The organism is Pseudomonas sp. NPDC088890 (genome assembly GCF_044900155.1).
Lineage (GTDB): Bacteria > Pseudomonadota > Gammaproteobacteria > Pseudomonadales > Pseudomonadaceae > Aquipseudomonas > Aquipseudomonas urmiensis.
Genome location: NZ_JBJDNG010000008.1, coordinates 99,871 through 118,523, shown reverse-complemented (window position 1 = coordinate 118,523; position 18,653 = coordinate 99,871). Strand labels below are relative to the sequence as shown.

Annotated in this window: 12 protein-coding genes; 1 reads left to right on the top strand and 11 read right to left on the bottom strand. The window is 62.2% G+C overall.

Annotated features, from left to right (window positions below):
- Positions 1-54: 54 nt before the first annotated feature.
- The 10 genes from hemE to pilM all read right to left on the bottom strand — a co-directional run bounded on the left by hemE (position 55) and on the right by pilM (position 14,638).
- Positions 55-1,119, bottom strand: a complete 1,065-nt coding sequence (hemE, locus tag ACI2JX_RS18070) for a uroporphyrinogen decarboxylase (RefSeq protein ID WP_404690666.1) — start codon at positions 1,117-1,119, stop codon at positions 55-57.
- A gap of 183 nt (positions 1,120-1,302) precedes the next feature.
- Complete coding sequence (locus tag ACI2JX_RS18065) at positions 1,303-2,721, bottom strand: FAD-dependent oxidoreductase (protein ID WP_264235669.1); 1,419 nt, start codon at positions 2,719-2,721, stop codon at positions 1,303-1,305.
- A gap of 123 nt (positions 2,722-2,844) precedes the next feature.
- A complete protein-coding gene (gene gltB / locus ACI2JX_RS18060) occupies positions 2,845-7,290 on the bottom strand; it encodes a glutamate synthase large subunit (RefSeq protein WP_368973079.1) in 4,446 nt (1,481 codons plus the stop codon).
- A 374-nt stretch (positions 7,291-7,664) separates the two neighbouring features.
- A complete protein-coding gene (locus tag ACI2JX_RS18055; RefSeq protein ID WP_404690665.1) occupies positions 7,665-9,281 on the bottom strand; it encodes an SPOR domain-containing protein in 1,617 nt (538 codons plus the stop codon).
- A gap of 15 nt (positions 9,282-9,296) precedes the next feature.
- Positions 9,297-10,394 carry a 3-dehydroquinate synthase gene (aroB, locus tag ACI2JX_RS18050; protein ID WP_368972843.1) on the bottom strand — a complete coding sequence of 366 codons (1,098 nt, stop codon included), beginning with the start codon at positions 10,392-10,394 and terminating at the stop codon, positions 9,297-9,299.
- Between the two features lie 98 nt (positions 10,395-10,492).
- The gene (gene aroK / locus ACI2JX_RS18045; RefSeq protein WP_186556571.1) at positions 10,493-11,011 is read right to left on the bottom strand and encodes a shikimate kinase AroK; all 519 of its coding nucleotides are present in this window, start codon (positions 11,009-11,011) and stop codon (positions 10,493-10,495) included.
- 4 nt (positions 11,012-11,015) lie between these two features.
- Complete coding sequence (locus tag ACI2JX_RS18040; protein ID WP_404690664.1) at positions 11,016-12,287, bottom strand: type IV pilus secretin PilQ; 1,272 nt, start codon at positions 12,285-12,287, stop codon at positions 11,016-11,018.
- Positions 12,205-13,221 carry a pilus assembly protein PilP gene (locus tag ACI2JX_RS18035; RefSeq protein ID WP_404690663.1) on the bottom strand — a complete coding sequence of 339 codons (1,017 nt, stop codon included), beginning with the start codon at positions 13,219-13,221 and terminating at the stop codon, positions 12,205-12,207. The genes ACI2JX_RS18040 and ACI2JX_RS18035 overlap by 83 nt, the downstream gene beginning before the upstream one ends.
- On the bottom strand, positions 13,218-13,754 hold the full coding sequence (locus ACI2JX_RS18030; RefSeq protein WP_404690662.1) for a PilN domain-containing protein: 537 nt from the start codon (positions 13,752-13,754) through the stop codon (positions 13,218-13,220). Before ACI2JX_RS18030 ends, ACI2JX_RS18035 begins: the two co-directional genes overlap by 4 nt.
- Entirely contained in the window at positions 13,754-14,638 is an 885-nt protein-coding gene (gene pilM / locus ACI2JX_RS18025) for a type IV pilus biogenesis protein PilM (protein ID WP_404690702.1), read from the bottom strand. The genes ACI2JX_RS18030 and pilM overlap by 1 nt, the downstream gene beginning before the upstream one ends.
- Positions 14,639-14,800: 162 nt before the next feature.
- Between pilM and ACI2JX_RS18020 the strand changes: the two genes are divergently transcribed.
- A complete protein-coding gene (locus ACI2JX_RS18020; RefSeq protein ID WP_368972847.1) occupies positions 14,801-17,257 on the top strand; it encodes a penicillin-binding protein 1A in 2,457 nt (818 codons plus the stop codon).
- 122 nt (positions 17,258-17,379) lie between these two features.
- Here ACI2JX_RS18020 and ACI2JX_RS18015 read toward each other — a convergent pair whose 3' ends face one another.
- Positions 17,380-18,648 (bottom strand): malic enzyme-like NAD(P)-binding protein, encoded by a 1,269-nt coding sequence (locus ACI2JX_RS18015; RefSeq protein WP_186556568.1) that lies wholly within the window; start codon positions 18,646-18,648, stop codon positions 17,380-17,382.
- Positions 18,649-18,653 lie beyond the last annotated feature (5 nt).

The following is an 18,653-nucleotide window of genomic DNA, read 5'->3' as shown; positions in this document are numbered from 1 at the left end:
CGTCCCTGAGGACTTTTGCGTGGGAACGGGCTAGCCCCGCGATAGATTCAACGCTTACTGGTGATACTGCGCGGACAGCTCGTGCACCGCGTTGATGAACGCGCCTGCATGCTCTGGATCGACCTCTGGGGTAATGCCATGCCCCAGGTTGAATACATGCCCAGTGCCCTTGCCGTAGCTGGCCAGAATCCGCGCAACTTCCTGGCGAATCGCGGCAGGCTTGGCGTACAGCACGGTCGGGTCCATGTTGCCCTGCAGGGCCACCTTGTCGCCGACCCGGCGGCGGGCATCGCCAATCTCGCAGGTCCAGTCCAGGCCCAACGCGTCAGCGCCAGCCTCGGCGATGCTTTCCAGCCACATGCCGCCGTTCTTGGTGAACAGGATCACCGGCACCTTGCGCCCGTCGTGCTCGCGGATCAGGCCGCTGACGATCTTGCGCATGTAGGCCAGGGAGAACTCCTGGTAGGCCGCCGCCGACAGGTTGCCACCCCAGGTGTCGAAGATCTGCACTGCCTGGGCACCGGCCTGGATCTGGCCGTTGAGGTAGCTGGTGACCGACTGGGCCAGCTTGTCCAGCAGCAGGTGCAGGGCCTGCGGGTTGTCGTAGAGCATGGACTTGATCTTGCGGAAGTCCTTGGAGGAGCCGCCTTCGACCATGTAGGTAGCCAGGGTCCAGGGGCTGCCGGAGAAGCCGATCAGCGGTACGCGGCCATTGAGCTCACGGCGGATGGTGCTGACCGCGTCCATCACGTAGCCCAGGTCCTTGTGCGGATCAGGGATTGGCAGCGCTTCGATGTCCGCCAAAGTGCTGATGACCTTCTTGAAACGCGGGCCTTCGCCGGTTTCGAAGTACAGGCCCTGGCCCATGGCATCGGGGATGGTGAGGATGTCCGAGAAGAGGATCGCTGCGTCCAGCGGGTAACGGTCCAGCGGCTGCAGGGTGACCTCGCAGGCGAACTGCGGGTTCATGCACAGGCTCATGAAGTCACCCGCCTTGGCCCGGCTGGCGCGGTACTCCGGCAGGTAGCGGCCGGCCTGGCGCATCATCCAGACTGGAGTGACGTCTACGGGTTGCTTGAGCAGTGCACGCAGGAAACGATCGTTCTTCAGGGCAGTCATGTCGGCATCCGGAAAAAAAGTGCGGGCATTTTCTCAGACGTACAGAGAAAAGGCACGGTTGTTTGTCTATCCGTCTGCCTTGGATCAATTATTTTTGTATACAAAAAGCATCGCGGGGCAAGCCCGCTCCCACGCAGCACACACTTCTGCATGGCAGCGGGCTTACCCCGCGATAGCGATCGATCAGACTTCGAGGTAGTCCAGGATCCCTTCCGCAGCGGTGCGCCCTTCGAAGATCGCCGTCACCACCAGGTCAGAACCGCGCACCATGTCGCCACCGGCAAACACTTTAGGGTTGCTGGTCTGGTGCTTGAACTTGGCCTTCTCAGGTGCAACCACCCGCCCTTGGCTGTCGGTTTGAATGCCGTACTGCTCGAACCACGGCGCTGGGCTCGGACGGAAACCGAAGGCGATCACCACGGCATCGGCCGGCAGGATCTCCTCGGAGCCCGGAATCGGCTCAGGGCTACGACGGCCACGGGCATCCGGCTCGCCGAGACGGGTCTCGACCACCTTCACCCCTTCGACCTTGTCTTCGCCAACGATGGCGATCGGCTGGCGGTTGTAGAGGAATTTCACCCCCTCTTCCTTGGCGTTCTTCACCTCTTTGCGCGAACCGGGCATGTTCGCTTCGTCACGACGGTAGGCACAGGTCACCGACTTGGCGCCCTGGCGGATCGAGGTGCGGTTGCAGTCCATCGCGGTATCGCCACCGCCGAGCACCACCACCTTCTTGCCCTGCATGTCGACGAAGTCTTCCGGCGACTTTTCAAAGCCCAGGTTGCGGTTGACGTTGGCGATCAGGAAGTCCAGTGCATCGTGCACGCCCGGCAGGTCTTCACCCGGGAAGCCGCCCTTCATGTAGGTGTAGGTGCCCATGCCCATGAACACTGCGTCGTACTCGGCGAGCAGTTGTTCCAGGGTGATGTCCTTGCCCACTTCGGTGTTCAGGCGGAACTCGATGCCCATGCCGGTGAAGACTTCGCGGCGATTGCTCAGCACGGTCTTTTCCAGCTTGAACTCGGGGATGCCGAAAGTAAGCAGGCCACCGATTTCAGGGTTGCGGTCGAACACCACCGGAGTCACCCCGGCACGCACCAGCACGTCAGCACAGCCCAGGCCCGCAGGGCCGGCACCGATGATCGCGACGCGCTTGCCGGTCGGCTTGACCTTGGACATGTCCGGACGCCAGCCCATGGCGAAGGCGGTGTCGGTGATGTACTTCTCCACCGAGCCGATGGTCACGGCACCAAAGCCGTCATTGAGGGTGCAGGCACCTTCGCACAGACGATCCTGCGGGCACACGCGGCCGCAGACTTCCGGCAAGGTGTTGGTCTGGTGCGACAGTTCCGCCGCCGCCAGGATGTTGCCCTCGGAGACCAGCTTCAACCAGTTGGGGATGAAATTGTGCACCGGGCACTTCCATTCGCAGTACGGGTTGCCGCAACCCAGGCAACGGTGCGCCTGCTCGACGGACTGCTGGGGCTTGAAGGGTTCGTAGATCTCGACGAACTCCTTCTTGCGCTGACGCAGCAGCTTTTTCTTCGGGTCTTTGCGCCCGACTTCGATGAACTGGAAGTCGTTATTCAGACGTTCAGCCATTTTTCAAAACCTCTCAACAGCAGCTGCAAGCGATAAGCTGCAAGCCGCAAGACGATCACGTAAGCCCGGCAAACCTCGCACTGCGTTCACTTGCAGCTTGAGGTTTGCCACTTGCAGCTGCTTTTACTGCGGGTTGGCACGGGTACTGGACAGCAACTGCTTGAGATTGGCCGCCTTCGGCTTGACCAGCCAGAAGCGCCGCACGTAGTCGTCCAGGTTCTCCGAGAGCTCACGCCCCCACTCGCTGCCGGTCTCTTCAACGTATTCGGCAAGGACCCGCGCCAGGTGGCTACGGTAAGCCTCCATCGCTTCACCACTGATACGCTGGATTTCCACCAGCTCGTGGTTGAGCTTGTCGACGAAGCTGTTGTCCATGTCGAGCACGTAGGCGAAGCCGCCAGTCATGCCAGAACCGAAGTTGTAACCGGTCTTGCCCAAGACGCAGACAAAGCCGCCGGTCATGTATTCACAGCAGTGATCGCCGGTGCCCTCGACCACAGCGTGGGCGCCGGAGTTACGTACAGCGAAGCGCTCACCTGCGGTACCGGCGGCGAACAGCTTGCCGCCAGTGGCACCGTATAGGCAGGTATTGCCGACGATGGCGCTGTCCTGGGTTTTGAACGGGCTGCCAGCAGGCGGCACGATGGTCACCTTGCCACCGGTCATGCCCTTGCCGACGTAGTCGTTGGCATCGCCTTCGAGCAGCAGGTTCAGGCCGCCGGCGTTCCACACACCGAAGCTCTGCCCCGCAGTACCCTTGAAGCGGAAGGTGATTGGCTTGGCGGACATGCCCTGGTTGCCGTACAGCTTGGCGATTTCGCCAGAGATGCGCGCACCAATCGAACGGTCGCAGTTGCAGATGTCCAGGCTGAACTCACCACCGGCCTGGTCGCGGATCGCCGGCAAGGCCATCTCGACCATCTTCTCGGCCAGCTCGCCTTGATCGAACGGCGGGTTCTTGTCGACTTCGCAGAACTGCGGCTTGTCGGCCGGGATGTGCGAGCTGCCCAACAGCGGGCTGAGGTCGAGGTACTGCTGGCGCTCGGTGTCGCCTGGCAGTACTTCAAGCAGGTCGGTGCGACCGATCAGCTCGCCGAGGCTGCTGACGCCCAGCTTGGCCAGCCACTCACGGGTTTCTTCGGCGACGAAGGTGAAGAAGTTGATCACCATGTCGACCGTGCCGATGTAGTGATCCTTGCGCAGCTTGTCGTTCTGGGTCGCGACGCCGGTGGCGCAGTTGTTCAGGTGGCAGATACGCAGGTATTTGCAGCCCAGGGCGATCATCGGCGCGGTGCCGAAACCGAAGCTTTCGGCGCCGAGAATGGCGGCCTTGATCACGTCCAGGCCAGTTTTCAGGCCACCGTCGGTCTGCACCCGAACCTTGCCGCGCAGGTCGTTGCCGCGCAGGGTCTGGTGGGTCTCGGCCAGGCCCAGCTCCCACGGTGCACCGGCGTACTTGATCGAAGTCAGCGGCGAAGCGCCGGTGCCGCCGTCGTAGCCGGAGATGGTGATCAGGTCGGCATAGGCCTTGGCCACGCCGGCGGCGATGGTGCCCACGCCAGCTTCAGCGACCAGTTTGACCGAGACCAGCGCCTGCGGGTTGACCTGCTTGAGGTCGTAGATCAGCTGGGCCAAGTCCTCGATCGAGTAGATGTCATGGTGCGGCGGCGGCGAGATCAGGGTCACGCCGGGAACCGCATAACGCAGCTTGGCGATCAGGCCGTTGACCTTGCCGCCTGGCAGCTGGCCACCTTCGCCCGGCTTGGCGCCCTGGGCCACCTTGATCTGCAGCACTTCGGCGTTGACCAGGTATTCGGGGGTGACACCAAAGCGGCCCGTGGCGACCTGCTTGATCTTGGAGCTACGCACGGTGCCGTAACGCGACGGGTCTTCACCGCCCTCACCGGAGTTGGAGCGCGCGCCCAGGCGGTTCATCGCCTCGGCCAGGGCCTCGTGGGCTTCTGGAGACAGCGCCCCCAGCGAGATACCGGCAGAGTCGAAGCGCTTGAGGATCGCCTCCAGCGGCTCGACCTGATCCAGCGCCAGCGGCTGCTCGGCCACCTTGACCTTGAGCAGGTCGCGGATCATCGACACCGGCCGGGTGTCGACCAGGGTGGTGTATTCCTTGAACTTGGCGTAGTCGCCCTGCTGCACGGCGGCCTGCAAGGTGTTGACCACATCCGGGTTGTAGGCATGGTATTCGCCACCATGGACGAACTTGAGCAGCCCCCCTTGCTGGATCGGCTTGCGCGCGCTCCAGGCTTCGGCGGCGAGCAGCTTCTGGTCGCCTTCCAGGTCGACGAAACGCGCGCCCTTGATGCGGCTCGGTACGCCCTTGAAGCTCAGGCCGACCACTTCGTCGGACAGGCCGATGGCTTCGAACAGCTGCGCGCCACGGTACGAGGCGATGGTCGAGATACCCATCTTCGACAGGATCTTCAGCAGCCCCTTGGAGATGCCCTTGCGGTAGTACTTGAACACTTCGTCCAGATCGCCCAGCACTTCGCCGGTACGGATCAGGTCGGCCAGCACTTCGTAGGCCAGGTAGGGGTACACCGCCGAGGCACCGAAGCCCAGCAGCACGGCGAAGTGATGCGGGTCGCGGGCGGTAGCGGTCTCTACCAGGATGTTGCTGTCACAGCGCAGGCCCTGTTCGGTCAGGCGGTGATGCACCGCGCCCACGGCCAGCGAAGCGTGCACCGGCAGTTTGCCAGGGGCGATGTAACGGTCGCTCAGCACCAGCTGGGTCTTGCCAGCCCGCACCGCTTCTTCAGCCTGGTCGGCGATGTTGCGGATGGCAGCTTCCAGGCCAATGCTTTGTTCGTAGTTGAGGTCGATCAGCTGGCGCTCGAAGCCTTCGCGCTCCAGGTTCATCAGCGAGCGCCACTTGGCTGGCGAGATCACTGGCGAGCTGAGGATCACCCGCGAAGCATGCTCCGGGGACTCCTGGAAGATGTTGCGCTCGGCACCCAGGCAGATCTCCAGCGACATCACGATCGCTTCGCGCAGCGGGTCGATCGGGGGGTTGGTCACCTGGGCGAACTGCTGGCGGAAGAAGTCGTACGGCGAACGCACGCGCTGCGACAGCACTGCCATCGGCGTGTCATCACCCATCGAGCCGACCGCTTCCTGGCCCTGCTCGCCGAGCGGACGCAGGACCTGGTCACGCTCTTCGAAGGTGACCTGGAACATCTTCATGAATTGCTTGAGCTGGTCAGCATCGTAGCTGGCCGCGCCCTGGTCATCGCTCAGGGTCGCCTGGATGCGCGTGGCGTGCTGGCGCAACCAGCGCTTGTACGGATGGCGCGACTTGAGGCGGTTGTCGATGGCGTCGGTGTCGAGGATCTGCCCGGTCTCGGTGTCCACGGCAAAGATCTGCCCCGGACCAACCCGGCCCTTGGCGACCACGTCCTCTGGCTTGTAGTCCCACACGCCGATTTCCGAGGCGAGGGTGATGTAGCCGTTGCGCGTGGTGACCCAGCGCGCCGGGCGCAGGCCGTTGCGGTCGAGCAGGCAGACGGCATGGCGACCTTCGGTCATGACGATACCGGCCGGGCCGTCCCACGGCTCCATGTGCATGGAGTTGTATTCGTAGAAGGCACGCAGGTCGGCGTCCATGGTCTCGACGTTCTGCCACGCTGGCGGCACCAGCATGCGCACGCCGCGGAACAGGTCGATGCCGCCGGTGACCATCAGTTCGAGCATGTTGTCCATGCTCGAGGAGTCCGAACCTACGCGGTTGACCAGCGGGCCAAGCTCTTCGAGATCGGGAATCAGGTCGTTGGCGAATTTGGTGCGACGGGCCATGGCCCAGTTGCGGTTGCCGGTGATGGTGTTGATCTCGCCGTTGTGGGCGAGGAAGCGGAACGGCTGGGCCAACGGCCACTTCGGCAGGGTGTTGGTCGAGAAACGCTGGTGGAACACGCAGATCGCGGTTTGCAGGCGTGGGTCATCGAGGTCTGGATAGAACGCCGCGAGATCGCGCGGCATCATCAGGCCTTTGTAGATGATGGTCTTGTGCGAGAAGCTGCAGATGTAGTGGTCGCTGTCGTGGGCGTTGGCCACAGACGAGCGACGACGGGCACTGAACAGCTTGATGGCGAACTCTTGGTCGCTCAGGCCTTCACCGCCGATGAATACCTGCTCGATCTGCGGCAGGCGCTCCAGGGCCAGGCGGCCGAGCACGCTGGTGTCGATCGGCACTTTGCGCCAGCCGACCAGCTTCAGGCCAGCGGCGAGGATCTCGCGGTCCATGTTGGCGCGCGCGGCTTGCGCTTTAACCGGGTCCTGGTTGAAGAACACCATGCCTACCGCGTACTGCTTGGGCAGCTCGACGGCGAAATGCTCTTGGGCCACGGCGCGCAAAAACTGATCGGGCTTCTGCATGAGCAAGCCGCAACCGTCGCCGGTCTTGCCGTCGGCGTTGATCCCACCGCGGTGGGTCATGCAGGTCAACGCCTGCATGGCAGTTTGCAGAAGGTGGTGACTTGGCTCGCCCGTCATATGGGCGATCAGGCCGAAACCACAGTTGTCCTTGAATTCTTCCGGATGGTACAGACCTGTTTTCATAGACACATTCTCACCAGGTTCACCTCTCGACGGAGGCAAATCTCTTTTTAGTACAACCACTTACCATCCACACCGGTCGAATGCCAGCTTTTTTGCGGGGGGCAACGTGAAACCATTGTTGCACAGCGACAGTGAAGCTCACAAATTCTCACGACGAATCGTTGTAAATTTATGTCGCAATTTTGAATGTTTTTGACCTTTTGCCGTGGTACGGCATTGGTCGGAGTCTGAAGCGTTTCAGCCTGGACTGCAAGAGAGGGCTTGTGGCCGGCAGTCTGGGACAGAAAAGCCTGCCGCGTTTGAACGCAGCAGGCTAGACGAAAGTCAGGAGTCGCTCAGCATCTGGGCAGCGGGGTGGTGCCGCCCGGAAGGTATCAGCGAGCCGTAGCCAGCTCTTGTTGGACGCTGGCAACGGTACGTGGCCAAGGTTTACCAGCCTGGACCTTCGCTGGCAAGTTCTTGATTGCCGCAACCGCTGCATCACGGTTGGCGAAGTTGCCGTAAGTGACGACGTACAGTGGCTTGCCCTGCAGGGTTTTCTTGAAGTAGCGATAGTCGCCACCCTGCGCTTTGACGAACGATTGGGCCGATGCCTCGGAGCTGGTGCCGAGGATCTGCACCACGTAATTGCCTGGTTTTTGGCCCGAGTACCAGCTGCTGTTGCCACTGCCACCAGCAGCAGGTTTAGCCGCTGGCTTAGAGGTTGCGACCTGAGTCGGAGCCGGCGCTGGCTTGGCAGGCGCTACCGGCTTGGCCGGCTGGGTTGCAACAGGCTTCGGTGCAGGCGCAACCGGCTGGCTTGGCGCGCTGGCGATTGGCTGCGCAGGTGCCGTAGCTGGCCCCGCAGGAACACCTTCAGGCGGCGCAATGGTGGTAACGGTCGGCGGGTTGGCGGGCTGTAGCGCAGTGTTGCCGGCTGGACCGCCCTCTTCGCCATCGCCCATGCCTGCGGCCTGGGCTAGCGGCTCGCGCATGACCGGCTGCGACTGCCCTACCAGCGGCAGTGGCATCGGCTGGGAGGAGCCGGAGAACTCGATGGCAGGGTTGCCATTGTTGGCCTGGGCGTTGCCCGGCTGGCCTTCACCCAACGGCAGCTGGGCTTGGGCCGCAGGTGCGTCGGTAGGGGCTTTATCGGCGCCTTTCTTGGGCATCAGGACCGCCGCAGCAACGGCGACCACTACGACAGCAGACAGCGCGAGCACGTGTTTTTTAGGCATTTTGAACCCCATGGATGGTCGCTTCGCCGTACTGCGGGTGGCGATCATGGCTTCGATCAAGGTATCGCGGGCGACCTGGTTGATAGTGCCAGGCCAGCCGTCCGAATGTTCATGGATATCGACGATCTGTTCAGCGCTGAACACCTCGATGCCCCGGCCAGCGCCCTCCAGGCGTTGCTCCAGGTACTCGCGGGTTTCTTCCTCGCTGTAGGGGGCAAGCTCGATGACGTGGAAACGATCACCATCGGCATTGAGCTCATCCAACCCTGCGATCAGCGAGGGCTCACCGAACAGGAACACGTGCGGACGCCCTTCCGGAACCCCCGCCGCCAACTCCAGCAACGCTTGGAGTGCCGACTCGCCGAGTTGTTCCGCATCGTCCACCAACAGATAGACTTCCTGACCGGTCAGCGCCAGTTGTACCACCTGGGACAGAATGGCTTGCACCTCGGCCTGGGCCACCCCAAGCGCCTGGGCCACCTGGCCCAGCACGCTGGCAGCATCGCTGGCGCCACGGGCGGAAACCACCACGCTCTGTACCGACTGTTTGTTGGTGCTTGCCACCAGCGCCTGGCGCAGCAGGGTCTTGCCGCTGCCCACCGGCCCTGTGACCACCAGCATCAGCTGGCTGTAGCGGGCCAGGTGATGCAACTGCCCCAACACTGGCTTGCGCTGGGCGGGGAAGAACTTGAAGCCGGGCACACGCGGCGCGAACGGATCGTGGCTCAGTTGGTAATGGTCGAGAAACGCCTCATCGGCATGCAAACTGGTCATTGCGCTGTCACAACCTCAAAGCTGGGCCACGATCGCGCGGTAATCCGCTGCCAGCGTGGCCTGAAGGATCTCTTTCGGATAGTCGTCGGTAATCACGGCTTCGCCCAGCTGGCGCAACAGCACCAGGCGCAAGCGACCGTCGAGAACCTTTTTGTCGACCGCCATATGCTCCATGAAATGTGCCGGGGTCATTTCCTGTGGGGGCACCACCGGCAATCCTGCGTCCTGCAGCAGGCGAATAGCGCGATCACGCGCCGGCTGGTCGATCCAGCCCAGGCGCATGGACATTTCCAGGGCCATTACCGTGCCTGCTGCCACGGCTTCGCCGTGCAGCCAGACGCCGTAGCCCATGTGGGTCTCGATGGCATGGCCAAAGGTATGACCCAGGTTGAGGGTCGCACGCACGCCAGACTCACGCTCGTCAGCTCCGACCACCGCAGCCTTGGCCGCGCAGGAACGGCGAATGGCCTCGGTCAGGGCAGCGTTATCCAGGCCACGCAGGGCCGTCATATTGTCTTCGAGCCAGTCAAGGAACGGCTTGTCGCAGATCAGGCCGTACTTGATGACTTCGGCAAGCCCTGCCGACAGCTCGCGCTCTGGCAGAGTCTTGAGGGTGGTGGTGTCGATCAGCACCGCATTGGGCTGATAGAAGGCACCGACCATGTTCTTGCCCAGCGGGTGGTTGATGCCGGTCTTGCCGCCAACCGAGGAATCGACCTGGGACAACAGCGTGGTCGGCACTTGGATGAAATCGACACCGCGCTGATAGCACGCGGCAGCGAAACCCGCCATATCGCCGATCACGCCTCCGCCCAGTGCGACCACGGTGGTACGCCGATCATGGCGTGCGCTGAGCAGGCCATCGAAGATCAACTGCAGGGTTTCCCAGTTCTTGTAGGCTTCGCCGTCGGGCAGCACCACATGCACCACCGAGTAGGCGCCCAGGGTGCGACTCAAGCGTTCGAGATACAGGGGCGCGACGGTCTCGTTGGAAACGATGGCGACTTGCCGGCCGGCAATGTGCGGTGCCAGCAACTCAGGCTGGTCCAACAGGCCTTCGCCAATGTAGATCGGGTAGCTGCGTTCGCCCAGATCGACCTTTAGTGTCTGCATGTATCCCCACAATGTGCTTGGGCGCGGCATCGCCAGTGCAATCCGCGCGGTAACGTTGAACCCTGCCTCGGCATTGGCTGCCGAGGATAGTCCCCGGCTTAGCGGGGCGGCAACTTCTCCAGGCGCTCGAGGATATCGAGCACTACCATGCGCGGTGGCCGTTCGTCGGTTTCCACCACCAGATCAGCGATCTCGCGGTAGAGCGGATCGCGCGATTCCAGCAGCGCACGCAAGGTCGCCTCGGGATTGGCTGTGCGCAACAGCGGGCGATTGCGATCACGTGCGGTGCGGCCGACCTGCTGCTCCACCGAGGCGTGCAGGTAGATCACTCGTCCGCCGGCGTGCAGTGCCTGGCGATTGGCCTCACGCATCACTGCGCCGCCACCGGTGGCCACGACCACGCCGTCCAGCTCGCAGAGCTCGGCGATCATCGCCTCTTCACGATCACGGAAACCCGGCTCGCCTTCCTTGTCGAAGATCCACGGGATATTGGCGCCGGTTCGCAGCTCGATTTCCTTGTCGGAATCCTTGAACAGCAAACGCAGCTCTTTGGCCAAAAGGCGACCGATGGTGCTTTTACCAGCACCCATGGGGCCTACAAGTATCAAATTTCGCACAGAATCAACGACTCACAGCAATCGCCTGGTCACTCATGATACGCGGAGTCAGGAAGACCAGCAGCTCGGATTTTTTCTCTTGTAATGCATCGCGTCGAAACAGCCGCCCAACATACGGCAGATCGCCGAAAAATGGCACCTTGTCGACTACATTGTTTTGCGAAGTCGAGTAGACGCCACCGATGACAATGGTTTGGCCATCCGCCACCCGGACCTTGGCATTGACCTCGTTCTTGCGAATCGGCGGTACGTTGTTCAAGGCATTGACGAAGTCTGGCTCGTCCTTGGTCACCTTGACCGTCATGATAACGCTACCGTCTGGCGTAATTTGTGGTGTGACCTCCAGTGACAACGATGCCTCGCGAAAAGAGATAGAGGTCGCGCCATTTCTGCTGGTCTCCTGATAGGGCACCTCGGTGCCCTTGAGGATGCGGGCAGTCTCCTTGTCTGCCGTAACCACTTTAGGCTGGGAGATGATCTCGCCATTGCCGCTTTTTTCCATGGCACTGAGCTCCAGATCGAGCAACGTATCGCCACGCAGCAACCCCAAACCCACCCCGGATGTGGCGCGGTCGACGCCAAGGTCGACAAACAGGCCGTTAGTCAGCTGCGCATCGCCCCCCGAGAATGACGCGCCCCAACGCACACCCAGGCTTTTCTCGTAATCGACATTGGCCTCGACGATGCGCGCCTCGATCATGACCTGACGCACAGGCACATCCAGTTGCGCGACCAAGCGCCGCAACTCTTCGAGGCGCGCTGCCGGCTGGTGGGCAACCAAGGTGTTGGTACGCACATCCACGCTCAGACTGCCACGCCCAGCTTCTCCCGCTTCGGCGAGCGTGGCCCGCAACAGCTCGGCAAGTTCGCTCGCCTTGGCGTGATGAATGGGCAGCAGCTCGCGAACCAGCGGCTGCAACTGTGCATCGAGCTCCAGCCCCAACTGCGCCTCGCGTGACTGCCCCGCCAACTCGGCCACTGGTGCTACCAGCAGGACACTCCCCTCTTGGCGCCGGGCCAGCCCCTTGCTGCGCAGTACCAGGTCCAAGGCCTGATCCCAGGGTACCTGCTCCAGCCGCAAGGTGATGTTGCCAGTGACTGAGTCGCTGACCACCAGATTGATCCCGGCGTAGTCAGCCAGTACTTGCAGGATCGAGCGCACTTCTACGTCCTGGAAGTTCAACGACAACGGTTCATCCTCGTAAGTCGCCGCTGACGCCCCCTGAATCCACAGGATCATTGCCACTAACCACACCGACAGCTGCTTCACGCTCATCCTTGACCCCTTTGCCCGCGCGCTTCCGGAGCGCGAGATACGTCGACCGGTGCTGCCAGGCACCACCGAGGAACACTCGTTCAAGCACTTCTAGCTGGCGCTCATCGATGCGCGTGACGACGCCCTCATCCCTGCCCAGGGGATCGCCCACCTTGACTCGATAGATTCGGCCCGCTGACCACACCAGTGCCTGCGACTGGCCGGCACGCGAAAGGCTGCCGACCATCTCCAGTTGTGCCAGCGGCACCCTGGCCAAGCCTTCCACTGCGAGCCTCGATGACCAGGCTTGAAACGGATCGGAGCGAGGCGGCTCGATGGCTTCCCGGGCCGGCTCATCCGCCAGCGACAATGGCAGCGGCAGCGTCTGCCCGGCGTGATAGGCCTGTACCTGCAGGCGCATCCGCAACACGCCTGTGCGACCCTGCGCTGCTTCCAGGCGCAGCCCCGAGGGGCGCAACAGGCGCATTTGCCCCAACCACTCGTCGAGCCACGTGCGCAACGCCGGATAGCTACCTACGACTTCAATCTGCAAAGGAGCAACCCAATAATCGCTGGCCTGGACCTCCTCCAGCACATCGAGCCGTTCGAACGACAGCCCAAGAGCGTGTCCGGAACTGGCCAACTGGTCGAGCAGGTCACTCATGCCCTCTCCCGCCGCGAGGCGCCAACGGGCGTCTTGTAGCTGGGCTTGGCTATCAGCCAGCGCCGCCTTGATAGTCGGCAGATCCTGCATCTGTTGCGACTTTTGCGCATGTGCCCGCGCCAACTCGACGAGCGCCTCAGCACCTTGTCGATACGACTGCTGGGGCTCTTGCAGTCGCAACAGCCAGCCCAGGCCCAACACCAGCAAGGCGGGAGCAGCCAGGGCCGCAATCTTCAACGGCCTGGAACTGACAGCGAATTCCTGCCATTCGGCGAACCACGCGCCAGTCACGTGGAAAGCGCCGACAAACGGGCCATCAGCAAGAACTGATCGCCTTGGGAATGCGCCTTGATTTGCTTGAGTTCCAACCCTTCAAGTAGCCGTGACTGTTGCAGTTCGCGCATAAACTGAGCGACTACAGCCGAAGACGCCGCCAGCCCGGTCAATTCAAGCTGCCCGTCTTGCAAGGACAGGTTGGTGAGTTGCAGCCCGGCCGACAACGCCCTTTCCAACTCGGCGAATAATCTTGGCAGTACGCCCTGGTCCACTCTCAAGGCCGCCAGGGCAGCTGATTGTGCCAGCGTGCGCTCACGCGCCTGGCGCAACTGGGCAAGACTCTCCAGTTGTCCATCCAACTGCGCGAGGCCAGCTTGGCGCTCGGCAATCCTCGAGGCTTGCTGGAGCCCACGCTGACGCGCCATATGGTCCATTACCATGACCGCGCAAAGCGCGAACAGCAGGCTAACCACTAGACCACGCTGAAACCGTCGCACTGCCGCCAGTCGCTGTCGCTCACGCCAGGGCAATAGATTGAGGCGAACCATTATTGCCCCCCTCCCAACGCCAAGCCGCAGGCCAGTGCCATGGACGGCGCGAGCAAAGAGCGTTCTTTTACATCGGCCCGCACCCCATGTAGAGCGCGGAACTGATCGCAAGGTATCCCCAAGCGCTGCTGTAAGCCGTCGATCCAGCCAGATTCTGTAGGTTGCGTTGCAACCATCAGCCCTTGCGGGGTGACACCACGGAAAAGCTGGACAGCCCGCTCCAGCCGCGTTTCGCAAGGCTCAGATGGAGCAAAGCGCACCTCCTGACGTTGCGGCAACCCAGTGTCAGACCAGGTATGCAGAGCTGCACTAGCCGATTCAATCCGCAGCAAAGCGTGCTTGCCAGCCGGCAGAACCCGTCGCAGGGCAATGCTGTCGACCTCCACCGCTACGGCCTGCAAACCTGCCTCTTCAAACACCTGCTCCAGAAGCTCGAGTGAGCGCTGACGACAGGCCGCCACCAGGACATCCACATGCCCCTCAGCCTGCGGCGAAGCGCCCATGACCTGAAAATCCATGGCCAGGTCTTCGAGTGGAAAAGGAAACAGCCGTTCTGCGTCTGCGAGCAGCCGCTCCTCCAGCTGCGCGGCGGTCAGCCCTGCCGGTAGAGAGCAAACCTTGCAGATGACCTCAGCACCCGGCAGCGCTACGGCGACTTGCTGGCGCTTGCAGCCACTGCGCAGATAGGCGCTGCGCAGCGCTTTGATCAGTGGCTGATAGTCTTTTGACCAATCTGCGTGCAATGGCACGTCCAGCGCCTCTTGCGCCCAGGCGAGTGCCTGGTAGCGCCCTTGTCGGCGCTGCACTTGCAGCATGCGTATCGAGTCAGGGGCTATTTCCACCCCCAACAGTGAACCGGCATCCTTGCCAAAGCGTCCAAGCATCGCTGCCTCCCTGCTCCATCGTCGCCAAACCGCGCCCACCGATCCGGCGGCCAGGGCCGGCCGGTCGCCCGGAAAGGCGAAAAATGCTTATAATGCCCAGCGTTTTTTTCTGTCCGCCGGACCCGCGTGCAATCCACTTCTCAATCTGGACACCCCAAAGCCTTGATACGCCTGCTGAAGTTTTTCTGGTGGTCTTTCGTCGCAGTCATCTGTGCGCTCGTACTCGGTCTGAGCGGTGCGTTTCTGTATCTTAGCCCCAGCCTGCCTTCGGTCGAGTCGCTACGAAGCATCCAGTTGCAGATCCCCCTGAGGGTGTACAGCAGCGATGGCAAGCTGATTGCCGAGTTCGGCGAAATGCGGCGGTCTCCAATCCGTTTTGCGGAAATTCCCCCACAGTTCATTCAGGCGCTTCTGTCAGCCGAGGACGACAATTTCCTCAATCACTATGGCGTCGATCCAAGCAGTTTGATGCGCGCCGCGACCCAGTTGGTGAAGTCTGGTCATATCCAGACTGGCGGCAGCACCATTACCATGCAGGTGGCGAAGAACTTCTTCCTCACCAGCGAGCGCAGCTTCTCGCGCAAGACCAACGAAATTCTCCTGGCCCTGCAGATCGAACGTGAGCTGACCAAGGACGAGATTCTTGAGCTGTACGTCAACAAGATCTACCTGGGCAACCGCGCCTACGGCATCGACGCCGCCGCACAGGTCTACTACGGCAAATCGATCCGCGATGTCAGCCTGGCGCAGATGGCCATGATCGCCGGCTTGCCCAAGGCGCCGTCACGTTTCAACCCGCTGGCCAATCCGGTGCGCGCCAAAGAGCGCCGCGACTGGATCCTCGGCCGCATGTACAAGCTGGGCAAAATCGACGAAGCCAGCTATCAGGCCGCCTTGGCCGAGCCGCTCAACGCCAGCTATCACGTGCCGACCCCGGAAGTGAACGCGCCCTACATCGCCGAAATGGCCCGCGCCGAAATGGTTGGCCGCTATGGCAGCGATGCCTACACCGAAGGTTTCCGCGTCACCACCACGGTGCCGAGCGACATGCAGAACATGGCCAACAATGCCGTGCTCAATGGCTTGTCCGACTATGACGAGCGCCATGGCTACCGCGGGCCGGAATCGCGCTTCCCCGGCAAGACCCATGCAGCCTGGCTGCAAGAGCTGAGCAAGCAGCGTACCCTCGGCGGCCTGGAGCCGGCCATCGTCACCCAGGTCGACAAGGCTGGGCTGAAGGTACTGACCCGCAACGGCGAAGAGCAGGATGTCGCCTGGGAGACCATGAAATGGGCCCGGCCGTATCTGAACAACAACGCCCAGGGCCGTGCACCGCAGTCGCCGGCAGACGTTGCCCAGATCGGTGACCTGATCCGCGTCCAGCGCCTGGAAGAAGGCAAGCTCAAGTTCAGCCAGGTGCCTGCCGCGCAGAGTGCCCTGGTCACCCTCGACCCTTATAACGGTGCTATCCGCGCCCTGGTCGGCGGCTTCTCGTTCGAGCAAAGCAACTACAACCGCGCCATGCAGGCCAAGCGCCAACCGGGATCGAGCTTCAAGCCGTTCGTTTATAGCGCGGCCCTGGACAACGGCTACACCGCCGCCAGCCTGGTCAACGACGCACCGATCGTGTTCGTCGACGAGTACCTGGACAAAGTCTGGCGACCGAAGAACGACACCAACACCTTCCTCGGGCCGATCCGCATGCGTGAGGCGCTGTATAAGTCGCGCAATCTGGTGTCGATCCGCCTGCTGCAAGCGATGGGCGTAGATCGCACTATCGACTACATCGCCAAGTTCGGTTTCAACAAGCAGGACCTGCCGCGCAACCTCTCGCTGGCGCTGGGCACCGCGACCCTGACACCCATGGAGATCGCTACCGGTTGGAGCACCTTTGCCAACGGCGGCTACAAGATCAGCCCGTACCTGATCGAGCGCATCGAGAGCCGCAGCGGTGAAACCCTGTTCACCGCCAACCCGGCTCACGTGCCGCAAGGTGGTGGCGAAGACCAGGCCGGCATTGCCGCGCCAGAGCAGCCGATCAGCACCGTTGCCATGCCAGGTGAGGCACCGTCGGCCCTTGGCCAGGTCGCGCCTGCCCCGCAGACACCGGTGATTGCCGAGCAGATCATCGATGGGCGCACCAGCTACATTCTCACCAGCATGCTACAAGACGTGATCAAGCGCGGTACCGGGCGCCGCGCCTTGGCGCTGGGCCGTACTGACCTGGCAGGCAAGACCGGTACCACCAACGAGTCCAAGGACGCCTGGTTCTCTGGCTATAACGCTGATTACGTGACCACTGTGTGGGTCGGTTTCGACCAGCCGGAAACCCTGGGCCGGCGTGAGTACGGTGGTACGGCAGCGCTGCCGATCTGGATGAGCTTCATGGGCGCCGCCCTGAAGGACAAACCGAACCATCCACCTGCCGAGCCTGAGGGTATTCTCAGTCTGCGGGTCGACCCGGTCAGCGGTCGTGCGGCTACGCCGAATACGCCCAATGCCTACTTCGAGCTATTCAAGGCTGAAGACTCGCCGCCGTCGGTGGATGAGCTGGGCAATGGTGCAGCGCCGGGCAGCCCGCTGCCAGCGGATGAAGCGGCGCCGATGGATTTGTTCTGATACCGGCCCAGTCTCTCCTTATCAAACGACGCTAGTATTTGGGGCTGCTTTACAGCCCCAAAATTCCCACAAAAAAGCCCCGGCTCTCGCGAGCCGGGGCTTTTTCATGACGCTACGGACAATCAGCCGTTGAACACGTCATCCACGCTTTTCAGCGGGTAGTGCTGCGGGTACGGCAGGGTCGCCACGCCGCTTTCGATCGCGGCCTTGGCCACGGCATCGGATACCAGAGTGATCAGGCGTGGGTCCATTGGCTTCGGAATGATGTACTCACGACCGAATTCCAGGGCCTGAACGCCGTAGGCCTCGCACACTTCCTTCGGCACTGGCTGCTTGGCCAGGTCTTTGAGGGCGATTGCAGCGGCGATCTTCATCTCTTCGTTGATGCGCTTGGCGCGAACGTCCAGGGCACCACGGAAGATGAACGGGAAGCCCAGTACGTTGTTGACCTGGTTCGGGTAGTCGGAACGACCGGTAGCCATGATCACGTCATTACGCGTGGCGTGGGCCAGCTCAGGCTTGATCTCTGGATCCGGGTTCGAGCAAGCGAACACGATCGGGTTGGCAGCCATCGACTTCAGGCCTTCAGGGCTCAGCAGGTTCGGGCCGGACAGGCCAACGAACACGTCTGCGCCTTGCAGGGCGTCGGCCAGGGTGCGCTTGTCGGTAGCGTGGGCGAACTGGGCCTTGTACTGGTTCAGGTCGTCGCGGCCAGCATGAATCACGCCGGTACGGTCGATCATGAAGATGTTCTCGACCTTGGCACCCATGCTGACCAGCAGCTTCATGCAGGAGATAGCGGCAGCACCGGCGCCGAGGCAGACGATCTTCGCCTCTTCGAGGGTTTTACCAGCGATTTCCAGGGCGTTGATCATGCCGGCCGCGGTGACGATGGCGGTGCCATGCTGGTCATCGTGGAAGACCGGGATGTCGCACTGCTCGATCAGGGTACGTTCGATTTCAAAGCACTCAGGCGCCTTGATGTCTTCGAGGTTGATGCCGCCGAAGGTGATCGAGATGCGGCGTACGGTGTCGATGAACGCTTGCGGGCTTTCCGACTCGACTTCGATGTCGAATACATCGATACCTGCGAAACGCTTGAACAGCACGCCCTTGCCTTCCATGACCGGTTTGGAGGCCAGTGGGCCGAGGTCACCCAGGCCAAGAATGGCGGTACCGTCGGAAATCACTGCGACCAGGTTGCCCTTGCCGGTGTACTTGTAGGCCAGCTCTGGATCACGACCGATCTCGCGCACGGGTTCGGCGACGCCCGGGCTGTAGGCCAGGGACAGGTCACGCGCGGTGGCGGTCGGTTTGGTGAGCTCGACGCTCAGTTTCCCCGGACGAGGCTGAGCATGGTATTCGAGAGCGGCGGTTTTCAGGTCTGACATGGTGG